The 18,508-nt window shown below is 62.5% G+C and carries 10 protein-coding genes and 1 pseudogene; 6 read left to right on the plus strand and 5 right to left on the minus strand.

The window, feature by feature from the left end; all coding sequences use genetic code 11:
• Positions 1–7: 7 nt before the first annotated feature.
• Entirely contained in the window at positions 8–787 is a 780-nt protein-coding gene (locus A5636_RS02940) for a GAP family protein (protein ID WP_065157216.1), read from the plus strand.
• 65 nt (positions 788–852) lie between these two features.
• Here A5636_RS02940 and A5636_RS02945 read toward each other — a convergent pair whose 3' ends face one another.
• Complete coding sequence (locus A5636_RS02945) at positions 853–2,097, minus strand: glycosyltransferase (RefSeq protein ID WP_065157217.1); 1,245 nt, start codon at positions 2,095–2,097, stop codon at positions 853–855.
• 19 nt (positions 2,098–2,116) lie between these two features.
• Positions 2,117–3,071, minus strand: a pseudogene (locus tag A5636_RS02950) (phthiotriol/phenolphthiotriol dimycocerosates methyltransferase).
• A gap of 118 nt (positions 3,072–3,189) precedes the next feature.
• On the opposite strand from A5636_RS02950, the gene A5636_RS02955 reads away from it, so the two are divergent.
• On the plus strand, positions 3,190–6,675 hold the full coding sequence (locus A5636_RS02955) for an RND family transporter (RefSeq protein WP_437339791.1): 3,486 nt from the start codon (positions 3,190–3,192) through the stop codon (positions 6,673–6,675).
• 181 nt (positions 6,676–6,856) lie between these two features.
• Entirely contained in the window at positions 6,857–9,175 is a 2,319-nt protein-coding gene (locus A5636_RS02960) for an acyltransferase family protein (protein ID WP_081287567.1), read from the plus strand.
• A gap of 29 nt (positions 9,176–9,204) precedes the next feature.
• On the opposite strand, the gene A5636_RS02965 is transcribed toward A5636_RS02960, so the two are convergent.
• A complete protein-coding gene (locus A5636_RS02965) occupies positions 9,205–10,953 on the minus strand; it encodes an AMP-binding protein (RefSeq protein WP_155763540.1) in 1,749 nt (582 codons plus the stop codon).
• A 77-nt stretch (positions 10,954–11,030) separates the two neighbouring features.
• Here A5636_RS02965 and A5636_RS02970 point away from each other — a divergent pair, with 77 nt between their 5' ends.
• Positions 11,031–12,380, plus strand: a complete 1,350-nt coding sequence (locus tag A5636_RS02970; protein WP_253900472.1) for a hypothetical protein — start codon at positions 11,031–11,033, stop codon at positions 12,378–12,380.
• Here the strand turns inward: A5636_RS02970 and A5636_RS02975 are convergent.
• On the minus strand, positions 12,373–13,317 hold the full coding sequence (locus A5636_RS02975; RefSeq protein WP_065157221.1) for a glycosyltransferase family 2 protein: 945 nt from the start codon (positions 13,315–13,317) through the stop codon (positions 12,373–12,375). The two genes, A5636_RS02970 and A5636_RS02975, sit on opposite strands and share 8 nt — an antisense overlap.
• A 5-nt stretch (positions 13,318–13,322) precedes the next feature.
• Positions 13,323–14,108: a hypothetical protein gene (locus A5636_RS02980; RefSeq protein ID WP_065157222.1), complete on the minus strand. Its 786-nt coding sequence runs from the start codon at positions 14,106–14,108 to the stop codon at positions 13,323–13,325.
• Between the two features lie 652 nt (positions 14,109–14,760).
• Here A5636_RS02980 and A5636_RS02985 point away from each other — a divergent pair.
• Positions 14,761–15,621 (plus strand): class I SAM-dependent methyltransferase, encoded by an 861-nt coding sequence (locus A5636_RS02985; RefSeq protein WP_253900473.1) that lies wholly within the window; start codon positions 14,761–14,763, stop codon positions 15,619–15,621.
• Positions 15,622–16,598: 977 nt separating this feature from the next.
• The gene (locus A5636_RS02990) at positions 16,599–18,500 is read left to right on the plus strand and encodes a hypothetical protein (protein WP_065157224.1); all 1,902 of its coding nucleotides are present in this window, start codon (positions 16,599–16,601) and stop codon (positions 18,498–18,500) included.
• The last annotated feature ends 8 nt before the right edge of the window (positions 18,501–18,508 follow it).

Genomic DNA, 18,508 nt, shown 5'->3' on the forward strand with positions numbered 1-18,508 from the left:
CCTCCGCATGTGGGCGACGGTTCTGGTGCTTGCACTTTGGATGGCGACGAACGATCCGGTGCGGATGCTCATCGCTACCTTCCTGGTTACCCGCGAACGGCCGCTTCAGAACATGGTTGCCTACTGGCTTGGTGGCGCAGGTGCCGGCATCGTCACCAGCATCGCGGTGATCTTCTTCCTGCGTGACCTCGCGGCGCCGATCATGCACAGTTTCACAGCCACGGTGTCGGACCTCACCGGCGGATATGTGCGCATCGCGCTCGGTATCGTCGCGCTCCTCTTCGCGGCGCGGATCGCAGCCCAGATGTTGCGGCGGCAGGCGGTGGGTGTGCCGATGGACGCGGTCACGCCGTCGGCTGTCGCATTGCAATCCCGCCCGTCCCCAAAGGAGCAGTTCCGCGCGGTGCTGCAGCGGCTGACCCCGCCCCCCATTGCACGGTTCTCGGCCAACCTCTGGCACTTGCTGGCATCGGGGTCCCCGAAGGTCTCGTTTGTCGCCGGCATCATGACGGCGTTGCCGCCGGTCGAGCACCAGGCGGCCCTGACCGCCATCCTGGCTTCCCACGAAGGCCTCGGCGCCCAGTTCGGCGCCTCGATCATGTTCGTGTTCGTGGTGATGGCAGCGCTGGAGATCGTGCTGGTCAGCTACGTGTTGTCACCGGCAAGAACACAGGACTGGATCGCCCGCCTGCAGAACTTCATGCGTACGGTGGGGCGCAAGCTGTTCCCGGTCATGGCAGCCAGCACCGGTGTCATGCTGGTGTTCAGCGGCATGGGCGGTATCTGAAAATCCCGCGGTATCTGAAAATCCCGCGGTATCTGAAAATCCTGGAGCTTCCCAGCTCGAGATCGTCAGCTGGAACGCGCTGCCCGGTCCTCTAGCAGATCCGCGGTCGCAACCACACTGTCGGCGGGTTTGGACATCCGGGATGCCAGCTCGCGGGCCCGCGTGGCGTAATCGGGTGCCAGGACCGCCCGCAGGTCAGAGACCAGCGTCTGCGTGGTGGCACTCGAAAACCGGCGACCGCGCCCGACTTGCAACTGCTTGATCTGCGCAGCCCAGAAGGGCTGGTCAGAGGTGATCCAAAGAATCAGGGTGGGCACGCCCGCGCGCAAACCCGCGGCCGTGGTCCCGGCGCCACCATGGTGGACTACCGCCCGGCAGGCCGGGAAGATGGCTGCGTGGCTCACCGCGCGTACCACCTTCACATGGTCGAAGTGCGGTACCTGCGTGGCGTCGCCAGGGCCGGAGCAGATCAGCGCTCGCTCACCCAGCTCGGCACACGCCGCTGCGATCATGTCCACCAGTTTCGCCAGGGAACCAACGGGCATGCTGCCGAAGCCGAAATAGATCGGCGGCTTACCCGCGGCGATCCACGACAGGACTTCGTCGTCAGCCTCTGATGGCAGACCCATCGTCAGCGCACCGACGAACGGACGCCGACCCCGCCATTCCGCGGCCAGACCGGGAAAGCACAGCTCGTCGTAGGCCTGGATCTCCAGCGCGCCGCGCTCGGCCATGCGGGTCGGGGACGGGCTGGACGCCTTCTGCAAACCGAGCTCACGGCGCTGTTGGTCCTCGACACCCTTCGTCATCCGCCAGTACAGGTAGTCGGTGGTGTGAATCGTCGATCGAATTACCGGACCGGGAAGCCGGGCCGGGAAAGCCAGCTGCCCATTGGCGCGCATCGGGTAGAAGTGCAGCGCGGCCAGCGGCATGTCGTAGTGTTCGGCGACGTTGGCCACGACCTCCTGGTAGATCTGGCCGGTCAAGAGCAGGTCGGCTCCCTGGGCCACCGGGGTCAGCATGGTGCTGAGTTCCAGCCAGCCCTCGGTGACTGGTGCCATCGCTTCGCGCGCCAACTTCAGCGGGTTCTGGATTCTCCATCCGTTGTGCACGAACTGTTCGTCGAGTTGCAGCTGAGAGTCACGCGTCCCGTAGGCGACGGCGCTCAGACCGGCCGATTCGACGAAACCAATCAGGTTGGGCGGCACGGCAAGCAGGACCTCATGTCCCCTGCGTAGCAGCTCCAGCCCGACAGCCACACACGGTTCGATGTCACCGCGGGTGCCGTAGGTGGCCACCACAAATCTCATCAGCTGTGTGGGCTTTGCGTCAGTCCTTGGCGAAAAGGTAGATGCGGTAGGTGAACCCGCCACCGCGCTTGAGGTCTCTATCCATCGCGTTGACGGCATAGCGGGTGAGGCCGGTCAGAAACGCCGGTGCGCGACGGCTGATCATCTCCTGCGTACGCCGGGTGTTTCCGTCCAGCCCGCGCTTGGCCTCGTCTTGGATATCGCGCTGGGCGATCTTGCGCAGGGGGATGTCGGCCAGCGCCGATTCCCATTCGGCGACAACGGGATTGCGTCGCGAGTCGGTGTACAGGAAATGTCCGCCCGGTTTGAGCACGCGGGTCACTTCGGCCAGAAACCCGGGGAAGTCGGGATACTGATGCGACGCCTCGACGTTGACCACCGCATCGAAGGATTCGTCGGGGAAAGGCAGCTTCTGGGCGTCGCCCTGGACGAAATCCAGTCCCGGCAGCTGGTGCCGCTCCCGGCATTTCTCAATGCTGGCGGGGTTCAGGTCGAGACCCGTGTACGACGCCGGGCCCAGGTTGCGTGTGATGTAGGAAGCGCCGCCGCCGGCACCGCAGCTCACTTCCAGCACCTTCTTGCCGGTGAGGTCCACCTGACTGGCTGTCTGGTGGTAGAGCTGGATGCAGTAGCGATTCGGCTCGTCGGCCGGGTCCAACGGCAGCCCCATCGGCGGGTCTTCTTCGTAGCCGAAGTTGAAAAACACCACGTCGTCGCCGACCTGGCGGGTGCCCAGCGGCAGCAGGTACTTGGTGGTGATTTTTCCGACTAACGGGTTCGATTGCAGGCGGTATCTCAGAGCCACGGGGAAGAGTGTTGCACGACTCGGGCGCGCGGCGTGCCGAAAAGGCCAACCTCGATGTCGGCAAGATCAGCACATGCGTGCAACTTTTCCTATACCGAGTTACCGGCCGCGGACGCGGATCGCGCGCTCCTTCTGAGCCGGCAACTTCTTGGCCGAACCTAAAAAGCATCAGTTGACCTGCTGTTTCAATCCATGCCCCCACGCTGGCCGGGCGAAATTGCGCCGCCAGCACGGTTAACGCGGAATTTTCCATTCCCCCTCCCCGCGGGCACTCTTCCTTGTACGTTATTGGGGTGGGTGGGCAGGCGAGATCGCATGACGAAGCAAAAGTGGGGGGCGTCTTCGACCGCGTCGGCGACTTCGTCGTCAAGTGGCCGTGGCTGGCCATCGCTGGCTGGATCGCCGTCGTCGCCTTCCTGGCATTGACTTTCCCCCCGCTGCAGGTTCAGGCGGCCAAGCACGAAACCAAACCGCTGCCGGACAACGCGCCCACGATGATCGCGCAACGAGCGATGGATGCGGCCTTCAAGGCCCCCGCCCAGCCGAAGGACGGCGAGGCACCCGCGGAGCAGGCCAAGCCCAAGGCCCCGGACGACAAACCGGCCGGCTCCATGCTGCTGGTCATCTTGACCGATGAGAACGGACTCACGCCCGCCGACGAAGAGACCTACCGCAAGTTGATCGACAACCTGCGCCAGGACACGCAGGACAAGATGTCGGTGCAGGACTTCATGGGCACGCCTGAATTGCGCCAGTTGCTGGAAAGCAAAGACAAGAAGGCCTGGAACCTACCCATCAACCTGCCCGGACCGGAGGCATCGGCCGAGAGTCAGGCGGCGCTGGTAAACATTCGGTCCATCGTTAGCAAAACGGTTGCGGGAACCACCCTTACGGCGAACCTCAGTGGCCCGGTAGCCACCGCCGCCGACGTGCAAAAGCTCGGCGAAGACGATGTGAAGATCATCGAGACCGCCACGATCATCAGCGTGCTGGTGATCCTGATCATGGTCTACCGCAACCTGGTCACCATGTTGCTGCCGCTGGCCACCATTGGTGTCTCGATCGGCGGCGCACAGGGCGTCCTGTCCGTGTTGGCTGAACTGGGCTTGACGGTCAACATGCAATGCATCGTGTTCATGAGCGCGGTCATGATCGGGGCGGGCACCGACTATGCCGTGTTCCTGATCAGCCGATATCACGACTACGTGCGGCATGGCGAAACCTCAGACCGTGCGGTCAAGAAGGCCATGATGTCGATCGGCAAAGTCATCGCCGCATCGGCTGCCACCGTGGCCGTCACCTTCCTGGCGATGGTCTTCACGAAACTCGAAGTGTTCTCGGCGGTGGGCCCGGCAATCACCGTGTCAATCGTGGTCACATTGCTGACCGCGACGACATTTCTGCCGGCGATCATGGTGCTCACTGGACGGCGTGGCTGGATCAAACCCCGGCGCGAGCTGACCACCCGGTTCTGGCGGATCTCGGGAACCCGCATCGTGCGACGCCCCAAGATTCACCTGGTTGGCAGTCTGCTCGTGCTCGCGATCCTGGCCAGCAGCGCAATGCTGATCCAGTTCAACTACGACGACCTCAAGACCATGCCCCAGGATATGGACAGTGTGCGAGGACTCAACGCGCTGAATAAGCACTTCCCGATGAATTCGATGACACCGATGTTCCTGTACGTCCACTCGCCGCGGGACCTGCGCACCCCGGCCGCCCTAGGCGACCTGGAGATGATGTCGCGGCGGATCACCGACCTGCCCGATATCGTGATGGTTCGTGGCCTGACCCGGCCCAACGGCGAACCGCTGAAGGAAACCAAGGTGTCGTTCCAGGCCGGCGAGGTCGGCAGCAAGCTGGACGAGGCCTCGACCGCGATTTCCGGTCACCAAGGCGATCTGGACCATCTGGTGGGTGGCTCACGGCAGCTGGCCGATGCCCTGGGCGAGATACGTTCTCAAGTCAACGAGGCCGTAGCCAGCTCCGCCGGCATGGTCGCCATGTTGGAGAACATGTTGCAACTGATGGGCGGCGACAAGACCATTCAGCAGCTCGACACCGCCTCCCAGTACGTGGGACGCATGCGAGCGCTCGGCAACAATCTTTCCGGAACCGTGACCGATGCCGAGACCACAGCCGTGTGGGCCGCTCCGATGGTGACGGCGCTGAATTCCAGCCCGAGTTGCGATGCCGACCCGGCCTGCGTGCGTTCGCGTTCGCAGCTTGCCGCGGTCGTCGACTCCGGCAACGACGGACTGCTGCGGTCAATCCGAGCATTTGCCGTTACCTTGCAGCAGACGGACCAGTACCAGACGCTGGCGCAGACCGTCGGCAAGCTGCACGACCAGCTCAAGCAGATCGTGTCGACCTTGCGGATGGTGCAGGGCCTGCCAAACACCTTGTCGCAACTGCAACAAGGAGCGGGTGCACTCGCCGACGGCAGTGGCGCCGTGGCCGACGGCGTGCAGGCACTGGTGGATCAGGTCAAGAAAATGGGCGGCGGCCTCAACGAGGCCTCCGACTTCCTGCTCGGGATGAAGCGCGATGCCGAGCGGCCCAGTATGGCTGGCTTCAACATTCCCCCGCAGATCATGACGCGCGACGAGTTCAAGAAGGGCGCGGAATTCTTCCTCTCACCGGACGGTCACGCGGCGCGATATTTCGTCCAAAGCGCGCTCGGCGCCTCCAGCAAAGAGGGCATGGACCAAGTCAACAAGATTCTCTCGGCAGCCAAGTCGGCGCAGCCGAACAGCGAACTTGCCGACGCCCAGGTAGAAATCATCGGTGTCCCGAGCGCGCTTCGCGATACCCGTGACTTCTACAACGACGACATCCAATTCATCGTCATCGCAACCATCATCATTGTCTTCTTCATCCTGGTCATCTTGCTGCGGGCAATTATCGCTCCCCTGTACCTCATCGCCTCGGTGCTGATCTCGTTCTTGTCGGCGCTGGGACTCGCCGTCATCGTCTTCAACTGGATTCTGGGACAAGGCATTCACTGGAGCTTGCCGGGATTGTCGTTCATCCTGTTGGTCGCCGTCGGCGCCGACTACAACATGTTGCTCATATCTCGGATCCGGGACGAGTCACCGCACGGTGTGCGCGTCGGTGTCATCCGCACCGTCGGGTCCACCGGCGGGGTGATCACCTCCGCGGGTCTGATCTTCGCCGCTTCGATGTTCGGTCTGATCGGCGCCAGCATCACGACCATGGCCCAGGCCGGTTTCACCATCGGTATCGGCATCCTGATCGACACATTCCTGGTGCGCACCATCACGGTGCCCGCCGTGGCGGCGCTGCTCGGCCAGAAGAACTGGTGGCCGTCGAAGGTGGGACAGACGGCCGGAAAGGGCAAGCAGCGCAAACGATCCGCGCAAGCACAGCTTTGGCTGAATCGGGCGAAGCACTTCGTCACCGGCAAGGCGCCCGGAGCGCCGGTCCCGTTGCCCATCGCACCCAAGGCAGTCCGCACCGCCCCAGCGAAACCTCCTGTCAGCCCTATCGATTTGCTACCGGGTCACTCGCTGCCGCTGTTCGGCCTCACCGCCATGCCGGCCTATGACCTGCCGAAGTGTGCGGCCAAATCCAAGCGCAAAGCCAAGGCCAAAGGCAGAGGCAGCGGCAAGGAACCGGTCGACCACCTGCTCACTCACTCATTACCGTTGTTTGGACTCGGTTACGAATTGCTGGAACGCGATTCAAACAACAGCAGCGAACGCAAGACCGAGTCGGTGAAGCCGAAGCCGGACACTCCGGTGATCACCTGACTTCGCCCACCTTTCGACTATGCCCGCCAGCCGCCGAATATTACTGTGCCTCAACGTAATTGAGTCTGCGATCGCGCCTACCGGCCGAACGCCCAACGGTGGGCGAGAAAGCGCCAGGCATTAAAAATCGAATATCCCGTATGTGCCTGTAGCCAACTTCTCTTATCTATAGTGAGTGACCATGCGCCAGTCCGACAGCATCAAATCGAGCGAGTCCGACGGCGTCAGCACCACTCAAACCAGCGGCAGCCCCACCGAAACCAATGGCAGTCCCGCTGAAACCAGTGGCAGTCCCACTGAAACCGCCGTTCTTCCCGCCCCCGACGCGCAGGCGAAGCGCACGCCGCAGAGCGGGTTCCGCAACGACATCGAGGGCTTGCGCGGGTTCACACTGCTGGCGATCGTCGGCTGGCACATTTCCATGCCGGGTGTCAGTGGTGGCTTTGTGGGCCCCGACATCTTTTTCGAGATCTCGGGCTTCGTCATCACCGGGCAGCTCTGGCGGCAGGTCAGCACCACCGGGACCGTCGGGCTGCGCAAGTTCTATGGGGCGCGTTCGCGCCGACTACTGCCGGTATCGGCCACGATCGGCGTTGTCACCGCCATCGCCGCGGCCGTCTTGCTACCGGTCGTTCAGGCCCAAAGCGCGCTGAAGGACGCGATCGCCTGTGCGTTGTATGTTCCGAACTTCTGGTTCATCGTCCAGCAGGTCGACTACTTCTCCGGCGGCGCGCCCTCGCCCTTCCAGCATTACTGGACGCTAGGCGTGGAGGAACAGTTCTATCTGCTGTGGCCGCCGATGATCGTCGGCTTGGCCTGGCTGATCCGGCGGTTGCGTCGGCGCAAGAAGCCAGGAACACCTCCGTCGAAAACCCCGTACCTGGTGCTGGTGACGTTCGTCGCGGTGTCGTCGTTCGTGGTGTCGTTACTAGTCACATACGTAATGCCGCTTGCGGCGTATTTCTCGCTTTTCACTAGGGCCTGGCAGTTGGCTCTCGGCGCACTGGTGGCTCTGACGGCCGAGTACTGGAGCCGGCTCCCCGCAAGAGCCGCGGTAGCCGTTGGGTGGGTGGGGACGGCCATGGTGCTGTGGGCCTGTACCGCCTTCACTCCCGACATTCCCTATCCGGGGACGGCCGCGCTATTGCCCGTGCTGGGCACAGCGTTGTTGCTCGGCGCGGGCTGCTCGACACCATCGCAGGGCGCTGGGCGCCTGCTGGGATGGTCGCCGATGAGGGCGATCGGACGGCTGTCGTACTCCTGGTACCTGTGGCACTGGCCGGTCCTGGTCTTCGCGCCGATCCTGGTTGGACACCCGCTGGGACTGCTCGGCAATTTCATCGCGGCCGTCGTCGTCTCGGGCGGGCTGGGATGGCTCACGCTGCGTTTCATCGAGAACCCACTGCGCTACGCCGGCCCGCTGCACAAATCACCGGGAAAGAGTCTGGCCGTTGGTGGTTTTGCCACCGCACTGGCCGCGTGTGTGGGCGTGGCGCTGCTGATGTGGGTGTCTTCGTTACCGATGCCGGTCGCGGTGGCGCGTGGCGCGGCGATGCCGGCGCTCACAATCAAAGCGCCGCCCGTGCCCACCGGGGACGACGCGGCGGCCTACGACGTAGCGGTACAGAACGTGTTCGCACAGGTGCAAGCCGCGGTCGCGGAATCTGCCGACCTGAAAGCCGTGCCGTCCAACTTGAATCCGTCACTTGCCGGTGCGGCAGGCGAACTCGGCAAAATGATGTTCGACGGTTGTCTGCGCCTACCTGTCCAGGCCGGCCAGCCTGAGTGTGCGATGGGCGACAAGAGTTCCAAGACGACGGTCGCCGTGATCGGCGACTCGCACGCCTCGATGTGGATTCCGGCCTTCGAGCAGGTCGGCAAGCAGCGGCCCTGGCGGATCGAAACGATGGCAAAGGCAGCCTGCCCGATGCTCGACCTACCCATCGCCAACCGCTTTGTGGCCCCGATCGTTGAATACCTGCAGCACTGCGAACAGTGGCGCGGACAGGTCATGGACCGGTTGCGTGCCGAGCATCCAAAGTTGGTCGTGTTGAGTGTGTTCCGCGGGTACACCGCCACCCACAGCAACGGCTTCCTATCGGGTTTCTCGTCGTACGATCCGGCATGGGTCGACAGCCTGACCCGCCTCACGCAACAGTTGCGCGGGATTGGCGCGAAAGTTCTGGTGCTCGGGCCGCTTCCGCATCTGAACACCGCGGTACCCGGGTGCCTGTCAGAACATCTCGATGACGCGACGGCCTGCTCGCCACCCATGTCAACAGCGTTCGACCGGCCGGGCATCGCGGCCGAGGCCGCAGCGGTCAAAGCCGGTGGCGGACAATACATTGAACTCGAGCAATTGTTCTGCACCAAGAACCGCTGCCCGGTGATCGTCGGCAACACCCTGGTCTACGTCGACGCCGGTCACCTGACGCTGGAGTATTCCCGGCTGTTGGCGCCGGCAATGGCGGCGCTGGCCGACCGCGCATTGCACGGCTGACGGGCACGGCTGACGGGCTTGTCCGCCCGCTAAGCGTCCAGACGGGAAAAGCCGTTCTGCCGGTAGATCTCGACGCACTGGGCGCGCCTCGGTTTACCGCTGGTGGTGATCGGAATCGAACCCTGTGGCACCAGAACAAGATCGGATGCGCTCAGCCCGTGGCCCTTTGAAATGGCCGACGTCACTTCACGTTTCACGACGCCGTACCGCTCGTTCGCCTCCTCTGGCGACTCTTCCTTCTGTTTGAGTTCGATGACGGCGACGAGCTTTTCCACCCCGTCCTGCGGAACCGCGATCGCCACACAGCGGCCGGGGCTGATCGTCTGGATGGTCGCCTCGATGTCGTCCGGAGAGTGGTTGCGTCCGTAGACGATCAGCAAGTCCTTGATGCGGCCCACGATGAACAACTCGCCGTCGGAATAGAACCCCGAGTCCCCGGTCCGCAGCCACGGCCCTTCCGGTGTGCCGGGGGTGGGGTTGACGATTGATGCGCCGAAGGTATACGCGGTGGTTTCGGGATTGTTCCAATAGCCCGAGGCGACATTGCCGCCGTGCACCCAGATCTCGCCGACAGTCCCTTCCCGGCACTCGATGCTCGTGTCCGGATCGACGATGCGCACTTCCTGCGTGTCGACCACACCATAGCTGACAAGCGGTGTGCTGCTTTCGCTTTCGGACACGACGGCGTGACCGTCCGGAAGTTTCGCCGAATCGAAATGGACAATCTTGGGTGCTTCGCCGGCTTGCCGGGTCGCGACATACACGGTGGTCTCGGCCATCCCATAGGACGGACGGATCACCTTCGGATCGAGCCCGAACGGGGCAAACCGGTCGATGAACCTCTTCACTGTGACCGGCTGAACCCGCTCGCTGCCGTTGAGGATCGCGTGAATGCCACTCAGATCCATACCTTCGAGGTCTTCGTCCTTGGTTTTGCGCGACGCGAGGTCGAACGCAAAGTTTGGCGCGGCGGTGAATCCGAGGGTGTTCGTCGCGAGCATCTGCATCCACCGGGCCGGCCGCTGCAGGAACCCAATGGGGCTGGTCAGCTTGGCCGGCATCCCGGTGAGGATCGGCATGATCAATCCCAGGATGAAACCCATGTCGTGATAGAACGGCAGCCAGGACACCACCGTTGATCCCGGCGGCGCGAGCTTGCCGTAGACGCCGTAATAGGCCGTCATGATCTGTTCGAAGTTGGCCATCAGGTTCTTGTTCGAAACCATGACGCCGGCCGGTGTGCGCGTGGAGCCGGACGTGTACTGCAGGTAGATCGTGTCCGGCTGGTCGTATTTAGCGCGCGACGCCGCGCCCGGCCGACCGTCCAACTCGAGCCGGTCGAGTTCGATGATTTGCGTCTTGACGTCGCCGGGCTGCTCCCGCACGTACTCGGCGACGGTGTCGACGATTCCCGAGGAAGTGAAAACGACAGCGGGCGAGGTGTCGGCCAATACCGACGCGGTGCGTTCGTCGTGCGCCCCCCCCATCGGAACTGAAAGCGGCACCGCGATCACGCCGGCATGCAGGGAAGCGAGAAAACTCACGATGTAATCGAGGCTCTGCGGAGCCAGAATTAACGCTCGGTCCCCCGTGGTGGCATTCTCCCTGATCAACGCGGCAAGGTTGAGCATCCGCCGATACAGCTGTGACCAGGTGAGAGATATTTCAACGCCGTCCCACGACTGGTCGAAGTCGATGTATGTGAGCGCAATGTCGTTGGGCTGCAGACTTGCACGCTCGCGCACGACATTGGGAAGTGAGGATTCAACCACGGACAACAGAGTACCTTTGCTGGGGATTCATCTCTGCAAAACGCGGGACCAGCCTGGTGGATCACACCCGCCGTGATTGCGCCGTGGATAATCGCATTACCGTGGACAACCGACTCGCGCACATGGACCAAGTCTCGTTCCTGGGGGTGCGAGCGCTCGGTTACGGAACGCTGGCGCAGGTGGTCTGGTTGTACAACCGTCAGGTCGATTTCGACGGACTGCGACGTTTTCACCGGAATCTGGGCCACGGTTTGCTGGGCCGTCGAATTGAGCGTTCTCCGTTGCCTTTCGCGCGCGATCGGTGGGTGGTGTCGAGTGGGCCCGCGAACATCGACGTCGCCGACGCCGCTCGGTCGCGAGCCGAGGTGAACGATTGGGCCTATGAGCGGGCGTGTTTGCCGATCGATCCGGAGGTCGGTCCCGGATGGCACCTGGGAGTGTTACCAGTAGCGGACTACGGCGCCGCGGTGACACTGGTGGCCTCGCACACGCTGGTGGACGGACTCGCGTTGTGCCAGGTCATCGCGGATGCTGCCAAAGGCCGGACGCATGATCTGGGCTATCCCCCGCCCGCATCCCGAACGCGGCGCAGCGCCGTCCTCGAGGACGCCCGCCTGACGCTCGCATCGATACCGGAACTGGCGAAGGCGGTGGCGACCATGGTGCGTCTGGCTCGCCAGGACCGCCAAGAACTCGCTTCCTCGATCGCGGCCGCCCCGCCACGTCCACGTGCCGGACGCAGCGAACCGGTGGTGGTGCCCACCCTGGTCGCGTTCGTCGACGAAGCGCAGTGGGATGCGGGCGCGAAACGGCTTGGTGGTACCAGCAATTCGCTGTTCGCGGGATTTGCCGCGCGGCTTGGTGTGCGAATGGACCGCCGGCTTGACGACGGATCGCTCACTTTGGCGTTTCCGGTGGGTGAACGCCAGAAGGGCGATACCCGGGGAAACGCCCTGACCTTCGCCTCTATTACCGTCGACCCGACGCATGCGGCGTCGGACCTCGCCGAGATCCGAAGCAAGCTGAAATCAGCCTTAACCGAGCTTGCGGCCAACTCCAACGAATTGTTGGGCACCATTCCGCTGGCCGCCCTGACACCGCCGTGGCTGGCCAGGCGACTGGTCGGGGCGGGCCTGGGCTCCGCTGCCCTACCGATCGGGTGTTCCAACCTCGGGCCGCTGGATCCAGCGGCCGCCCGCCCGGACGGCACCGACGCGGACTATGCCTATGGGCGGTTGATTGAGCCCGGCATTCCCTTGAGGACATTAGAAAACATTGGCGGGCAGCTGTTCGTCGCGTCCGGTCGGGTCTTGGGAAAGGTGTTCATTACGGTGATTGCCTACCGCCCCGGTCGGGCCAATACCGCAGCGGAATTGCGCGAACTGGTTTCCAGTACCTTCGCCGAATTCCAGCTGACAGCCGAGATCACGTAGTTGCGGTGAGGGAGGCCCGGAAACGGCGAGCCCGGGCGAATTCCCGAAACGGCGCCTGGCAGAAGGTCTTCAGGCACACCCAGCGCTGCGGGCCCCAGACCACGGCCTGCAACAGCGAAAGCCACGCGGGTAGCCACCACAGATACGCCAGGGTCCGCACCGTCGCCGAGGAGGCCGGGTCCACCGCCAGCCAGGTGAGAATACGCAGCTGGTCCAGCCAATACCGCCGCATGGCGAGGTTGCGAGCAGATTCTGTCGACGCAGTGTGGGTGCGCACGGACAACTCCTGCGGCACAAAGCCGACCGCGGAGCGCGACATCAGTCGGTACCAGAGGTCCAGGTCGACGAGCTGATACACGTCGTCGCGAAAAGCGCCCGCTGCCAACGCGAGTCGACGCCGGAACATCACACAGGTTGGTTCGCCTATCCAGTTGTGCAGCCCACCTCGCGCCGCCATCTGTCTGACCAGCGTCGATCCGCCATTATGCGTTTGGAGGTCCTTGAAGTGCGTATGCAGGACGCCGTATTGCCGCACAAAGTCCTGGTCGTCGGTCTCCACTTTCCGCGGCGCGAAAGCCATCCCCACGCCGGCATCGTCGAAACACGAAGCCAGCGTCCGTAGCGCGCCCGGCAGCAGCCAGTCGTCACCGTGCACGAATTGAACGAGTTCGCCGCGCGCGACCTCCAGACACCTGTTGTGATTTCCGTTGAGGCCGAGCCGAGGTTTATTGCGCACCAGTCGATCCTGCTGTCGCAGCATCCCTGCCGCGACAGCGGCGCAGTCGTCGGTGGAATCGTCGTCGACCACGACGATTTCGAAGTCGACGCCGTCTTGATCCAAGATGCTGCGTAGGCACCGGGCGATGGTGGCACCATTGTTGTACATCGGCACACAGACCGAGACCGTCGGTGCGCAGTCAGTGTCGTTGTTGATCAACGTTTTTACGGCTCCAGCGGGAAGGTCTGATACGCGACGCCGGTCTTTCTCCAGCCCGGCTTCGGCAGGGTGCCCGGCGGAAATCGCTTTTGCCAGCCCCGCCCGTGCGTTTTACGCATCCCATGATTCATCACCTGTTCGGCCAGGAATTCGTAGCGCTTGCGGCCGAAGGTGTCTTTCGCGGTGACGCGCCCGAAGTGGTTGATGTAGGACATTTCCGTGGTGTAGCAACCGAATTTGGCATCGCGGGCACGCAGCACCAGATCAAGGTCGATACCCCAGCCGTAGCGTCCAAACGTACGCAAGTCCATCCCGCCGATCTCCAGCCAGCACGCGCGGGACAGCATCAAGGCGACGCCCTCGACAGCGGGTACCGACCGATAGAACGGTCGTGGCACGTAGTCGGCTGCGTCGACAGGCTTTTCCACTTCCGCACACAAAAATCCGTGGTCGATCATCGGGCCGACAATCCCCGCGTCCTTCGGGAGCCTGGGATCGAGCAATCCGGTGACAAACCCCTTGGAGATACGCGTGTCGTTGTTCAACGTCATTGCGTGGGAGTAACCCTCGGAGAAGGCAACCCGGAAACCGAGTTCGCTGCCCCCGCCCCAGCCCAGGTTTTGACCCGGCGTCATGACCCGTTCGTTGCCGACCTTGGGGTAGTCGCCGCGATTATCGATGATGAGGTAGTCGGCGCCCTCACGCTCCAGATCTGTTACCAGAGCGTGCGTGTATTCATGTTGTCCGAATACCGGAACCGTAATCAGCACGGCCACGGGGCGACTGTACACCCGGCCGCCGCCGCACCCGCGAGGCCACTTGTGTGTGGTTACTTGCATGGGTGAGATGAGTCGCGTCATGTGCGCCACGAGGGCAACAGTTGACGCGTCGCGTCAAGGTGACTCATGATTCATGCCCAAAGCCCGAGTGTCATCGTTGAAGTCATCAGTAGCCACCTGTCAGGAACCGAGGCCGCCCGCGCTCACCGGCTCTCTCGGCAACACATTTACCGGCTATTGCGCCCTACCGCGACGGTGGTCTCGATGCGCTCGACGCCCGCTCCCGCCGCCTCGAAAGCAACCCAGGCTGTTCACCCACGAGGACGCCAAATTTTCTCAGTGGCACGCGGCAATTCGAGCGTACTGCCCGGCCGCGTCATTTAGACGGTTGGAAGGTGTCGCTTTTGGTCTACTACTGCTCGTGGCGCGCTCCATCTTTCGCTACACATCGCTCCTGGCGGCTTTGGCGGCCACGGTGCGCCGTGCCATCGGGGGGCTCATCGGCCGGCCGTGACGATTGGGCAATGGTCCGCTCGGTCCGCGATTCACAGCTGTATGCGCGGGCGGACCGCCAGCACGGGGCGCATCTGGCGGGTGACCCGCTGATCGGGGTATACGGCGCCTACCTACCCGCCGCCTAAAGGTCCCAGTAAGGTAGCCGACCATGCCCTCAAAGTTGAATCAGCGGGTCCAGCAGAGACTTTTTGCTGCCGGCGTAGCCGTCTCAAAGCAGCCCCCGTTCGTCAAGATCAACTCCAAATACCGCGGTCGTCGGCGCATGCTGCGAGAGCTTGGCCCGGAGTTGGGGCGAGTAGTGACTTGGGCTGCCTCGGATGCACCAGCCCCGGACGGCGAGCTCGGTGCCATCTTCGCCGAGACGCCGAATGTCCACAAGTGGCTGCATTACCTCCCGGTGTACGAGTCGGCGCTGCCCCGGGATCGGCCGGTGCGAATGCTTGAGATCGGCGTTGCGCGCGGTGGCTCCCTGCAGATGTGGCGGCGCTTCTTGCATTCTGAGTCTGTGATTGTTGGTGTCGACATCGAACCGGACACCGCAAAATTCGATGACCCGTCCCGGCAGATCCATGTCCGCGTTGGCAGCCAGACCGACACCGAGTTTCTTCAGCGAGTGGTCGACGAGTTCGGGCCGTTCGATGTGATCCTAGACGACGGCAGTCACATGAATTCACACATCGTGCAGTCGTTCCGGTTCCTGTTCCCGAACGGTTTGGCCTCCAATGGGGTGTACGTAGTTGAGGACATCTCGGCGAATTACTGGCGTCCGTACCGGGATGACCGCATGTCGTTCCCTGACTTCACAAAATGGTTGATTGACGCGATGCACGCGCATTATCAGCTAGCGCGAGCTGAGGTGTTCTACCGGGCCGGAGGTGAGCATCGACTGCGCGAGTTGAAGGTGCCGTTGGCGACGACGCTGGTGGAAAAAGTGTCGTTTTACGACTCGATCGCGGTAATCCATCGGGCGGACGGACAACGGACGGTGCCGGTCAGCGTCTTTCAATAGAGTCACCGAAGCCCGGCGACCATGCGTCGTTGTCGGGCCACCGGTGTGGAGTGACGTTTGGCCAAAGAGCCCGATACGTCACACCAGGCATTCGCAAGCTCAACGGCCACCACGAGCCTCCGTCGACGCAACGGCATGAAGGCTTAGCGGCAATCTACTCGCGACCATGACGCCCAGCGGTACCCGGGTCGGTCTGCGCCGCGAACGGCGTGGCGATGGTTAGCGCGATCAGCACTTTGGCCAGGCACGTCGCGTTTGGCGCGTGATGAGCAACTCGTCGACCCCACGAGAGCGTATCGCGATCGTCGGCCGACGATGTAAGCCACCCGCTCCGCCCGCTCACGGCAACGAGACGCGGGCCTAACTGCCTTGCCCAGTCGGCCGCGGCCTACTCGCCGTGCGCGCACGCAATTGGGGATCCGCAGGCAGAGTGCCAAGTATTCCAAATACACAATTCTGGCGGCAAACAGTATCAGCGGCTAACCATAGGTAATCCGTACCGCGCAAGAACTCCAAGGTTCGTATTCGGATCGAGCCGCACATCGCATTCAGCGAAGCAACGGTTCGGATTCAGCCGCTCGCTCGATGGATTGGTACCACCACGTCAGCAAACAGGATTGGAGCCCTGATCGTGAGTTCTATACGTGCTCGCGCAATCTGTGGTGGGGCAACCCGGATCCGATCATCAAAGACTTCTTGAAAGATTTAACTTCTGCGATTTGATCTCGTCGTAAAACGAAAGGATTTGATCCCAATAGTGATCTGCCAGATATCAAGCTCGTGGTATGCAAAAGCCATGTTCCGCAGTTACACGAGACTAGACAAGTGAAAGGAAGTATGGTCTGACGTCCGCATCGCGGCAGCAGCCGAACACGAATGCCTGGCAAATTGCTAGTGTATTCACCGACTCGGCGCACGGTCGCCGATGACGAGAGAGTCGCCAAAAGCATCTATTCACGTTTGCTAGCTTGTAGGGCATGGGGATGGCGGGGTCCGATCGCTTGAAATCATGGGTCTCGACAACAACGTGGGGATCCGCCCCCTGGCAGCTAACCCTTACAGCATTCATCGCCGCCCTGCTGTTCTTCGCGGTCCCGTCCGCCGACGCCGCCGTAGGCCTGGATCCGTCTTGGGAGAGCGCGCTCGCGCTGGCAAGGGCCCAGAACCTCGCGTGGGGCCCCGAGATTGTCTTCACGGCTGGACCGCTGGGATACCTACACAATCCCGTCAACTATTACTCTGGCCAGTCAGTTGCCGCCACCGTCTACCAATTGATCGTGTTGATGGCATTGTTTCTTGGGATCGCTGCCGCGTTGCGTCAACGGTTCAACCCAATGACGTCACTCATCGTCGCATTCGTGACCACGGGCATCGCGAATTTTTTGATCGCCTCCCTCTACCCCGACTTGGCCGTCCTTGCAGCGTTCGCGTGGGCGAGCGTGCTGCTGCTGCAGAGCGAACCAGCGCGGTCGACTGTCTTCGTCACCTGCGTCACACTGGGGGCGGTAGCTGGATTTCAGCTGCTGGTGAAGATCAACAGCGGACCCACCATTCTGGTGATCGCACTGACCGTTTCGGTATTGCTCGGATGGCGAACGTTCCTGCGACACTTCGCGATTTTGGCTGCCTTCGCTGCGTCCACTGTGTTGTCATGGTTGCTCGCCGGCCAGCAACTCGAACTCCTGCCCACATGGTTGCGGCTCAGCGGCGATGTGGCGTCGGGTTATGTCGACGGAATGTCCGTTGTGCTTGGCGCTGTTGCGATTCCCACCGTTGCGCTGACACTTACCTGGCTCGCGGCGGTCTGTTTCGTGTTGGTGCAGCGGGGCATAGATGTTCCGCGCCGCTTCGTATTCTTCACCGCTCTGGTGAGCCTAATGGTCGCCAAGACCGCGCTGGGACGATTCGATGCCGGCCATGTCTTCATCTTCTTGGCCCTGGTTGTGGTGGTTTTGGCCATAACACCTCACATTTCGACCCGTCATGTGGCGGTAATCGGAACCGCGGTTACCTTGCTGTTTTTGAGTCTCATCGGGCCGGGCGTCGGCGACCGGGTGCTGGCGGCGGTGCTGGCTCCTGTGCATGCGGTCGACCGCCTGGTCACGCTTGGGGCGCCCGGTGCGATGGATGACAGCATCGAGCAATCGAAAGAACGGCAACGTACCAATTACGCCATCCCGGCTCGCTTCGTCGAGACCATCGGTAAGAGAACGGTTCACGTTGATCCCAGCGAGGCGTCGGTGGTGTGGTCGTACAACTTTGCCTGGCACCCGGCACCGGTATTTCAGACGTACTCGGCGTACACGCCGGTCCTGGACAAGCTCAACGAAGCGACACTGAAGGACGGGCCGCAATATGTCCTGTCGCACGTGTCCGCAAGTAAGCCTGCCACGGGGATCGATGGCAGGCTCGGCACTCAGGAATCCCCGCTGTACTCACGCGCGCTGCTGTGCGATTACGCGTTGAAAGGCATTGAGAACCATTGGGCTCTCTTCGAGCGCACCCGTCCCCACTGCGGGCCGCTCACTCGGCTGTCGGAGGTTCTTGCACGTGACAACGATACCGTCACGGTGCCTGCGCCCACAGGGCCGGGAAACGCAGTGCTCGTCGGCATAGACTTGAACGCCAACTTATTTGATCGCCTCTTCCAAGGAGCGGCTGCCCCTCTCACTGCTTTTACGGTTGCAATTGATGGGGTGGGTTACCGCCTCGTCAGCGACAATGCCGCTGAGCCATTTCTGGTCAATAACCCTGAGTCAGCGCGGGGCACCAACTTGGAGATTCGCGCGCGAACAATTGGGGTGGGTAGGCACACGTCGATCGGGAACCACTCTGCGTCTGCCCGCCTGCGTTTCTACGAAATGGCAGTAGGACCGTGACGCGCGGA

This window comes from Mycobacterium asiaticum (assembly GCF_001673315.1).
Lineage (GTDB): Bacteria > Actinomycetota > Actinomycetes > Mycobacteriales > Mycobacteriaceae > Mycobacterium > Mycobacterium asiaticum_B.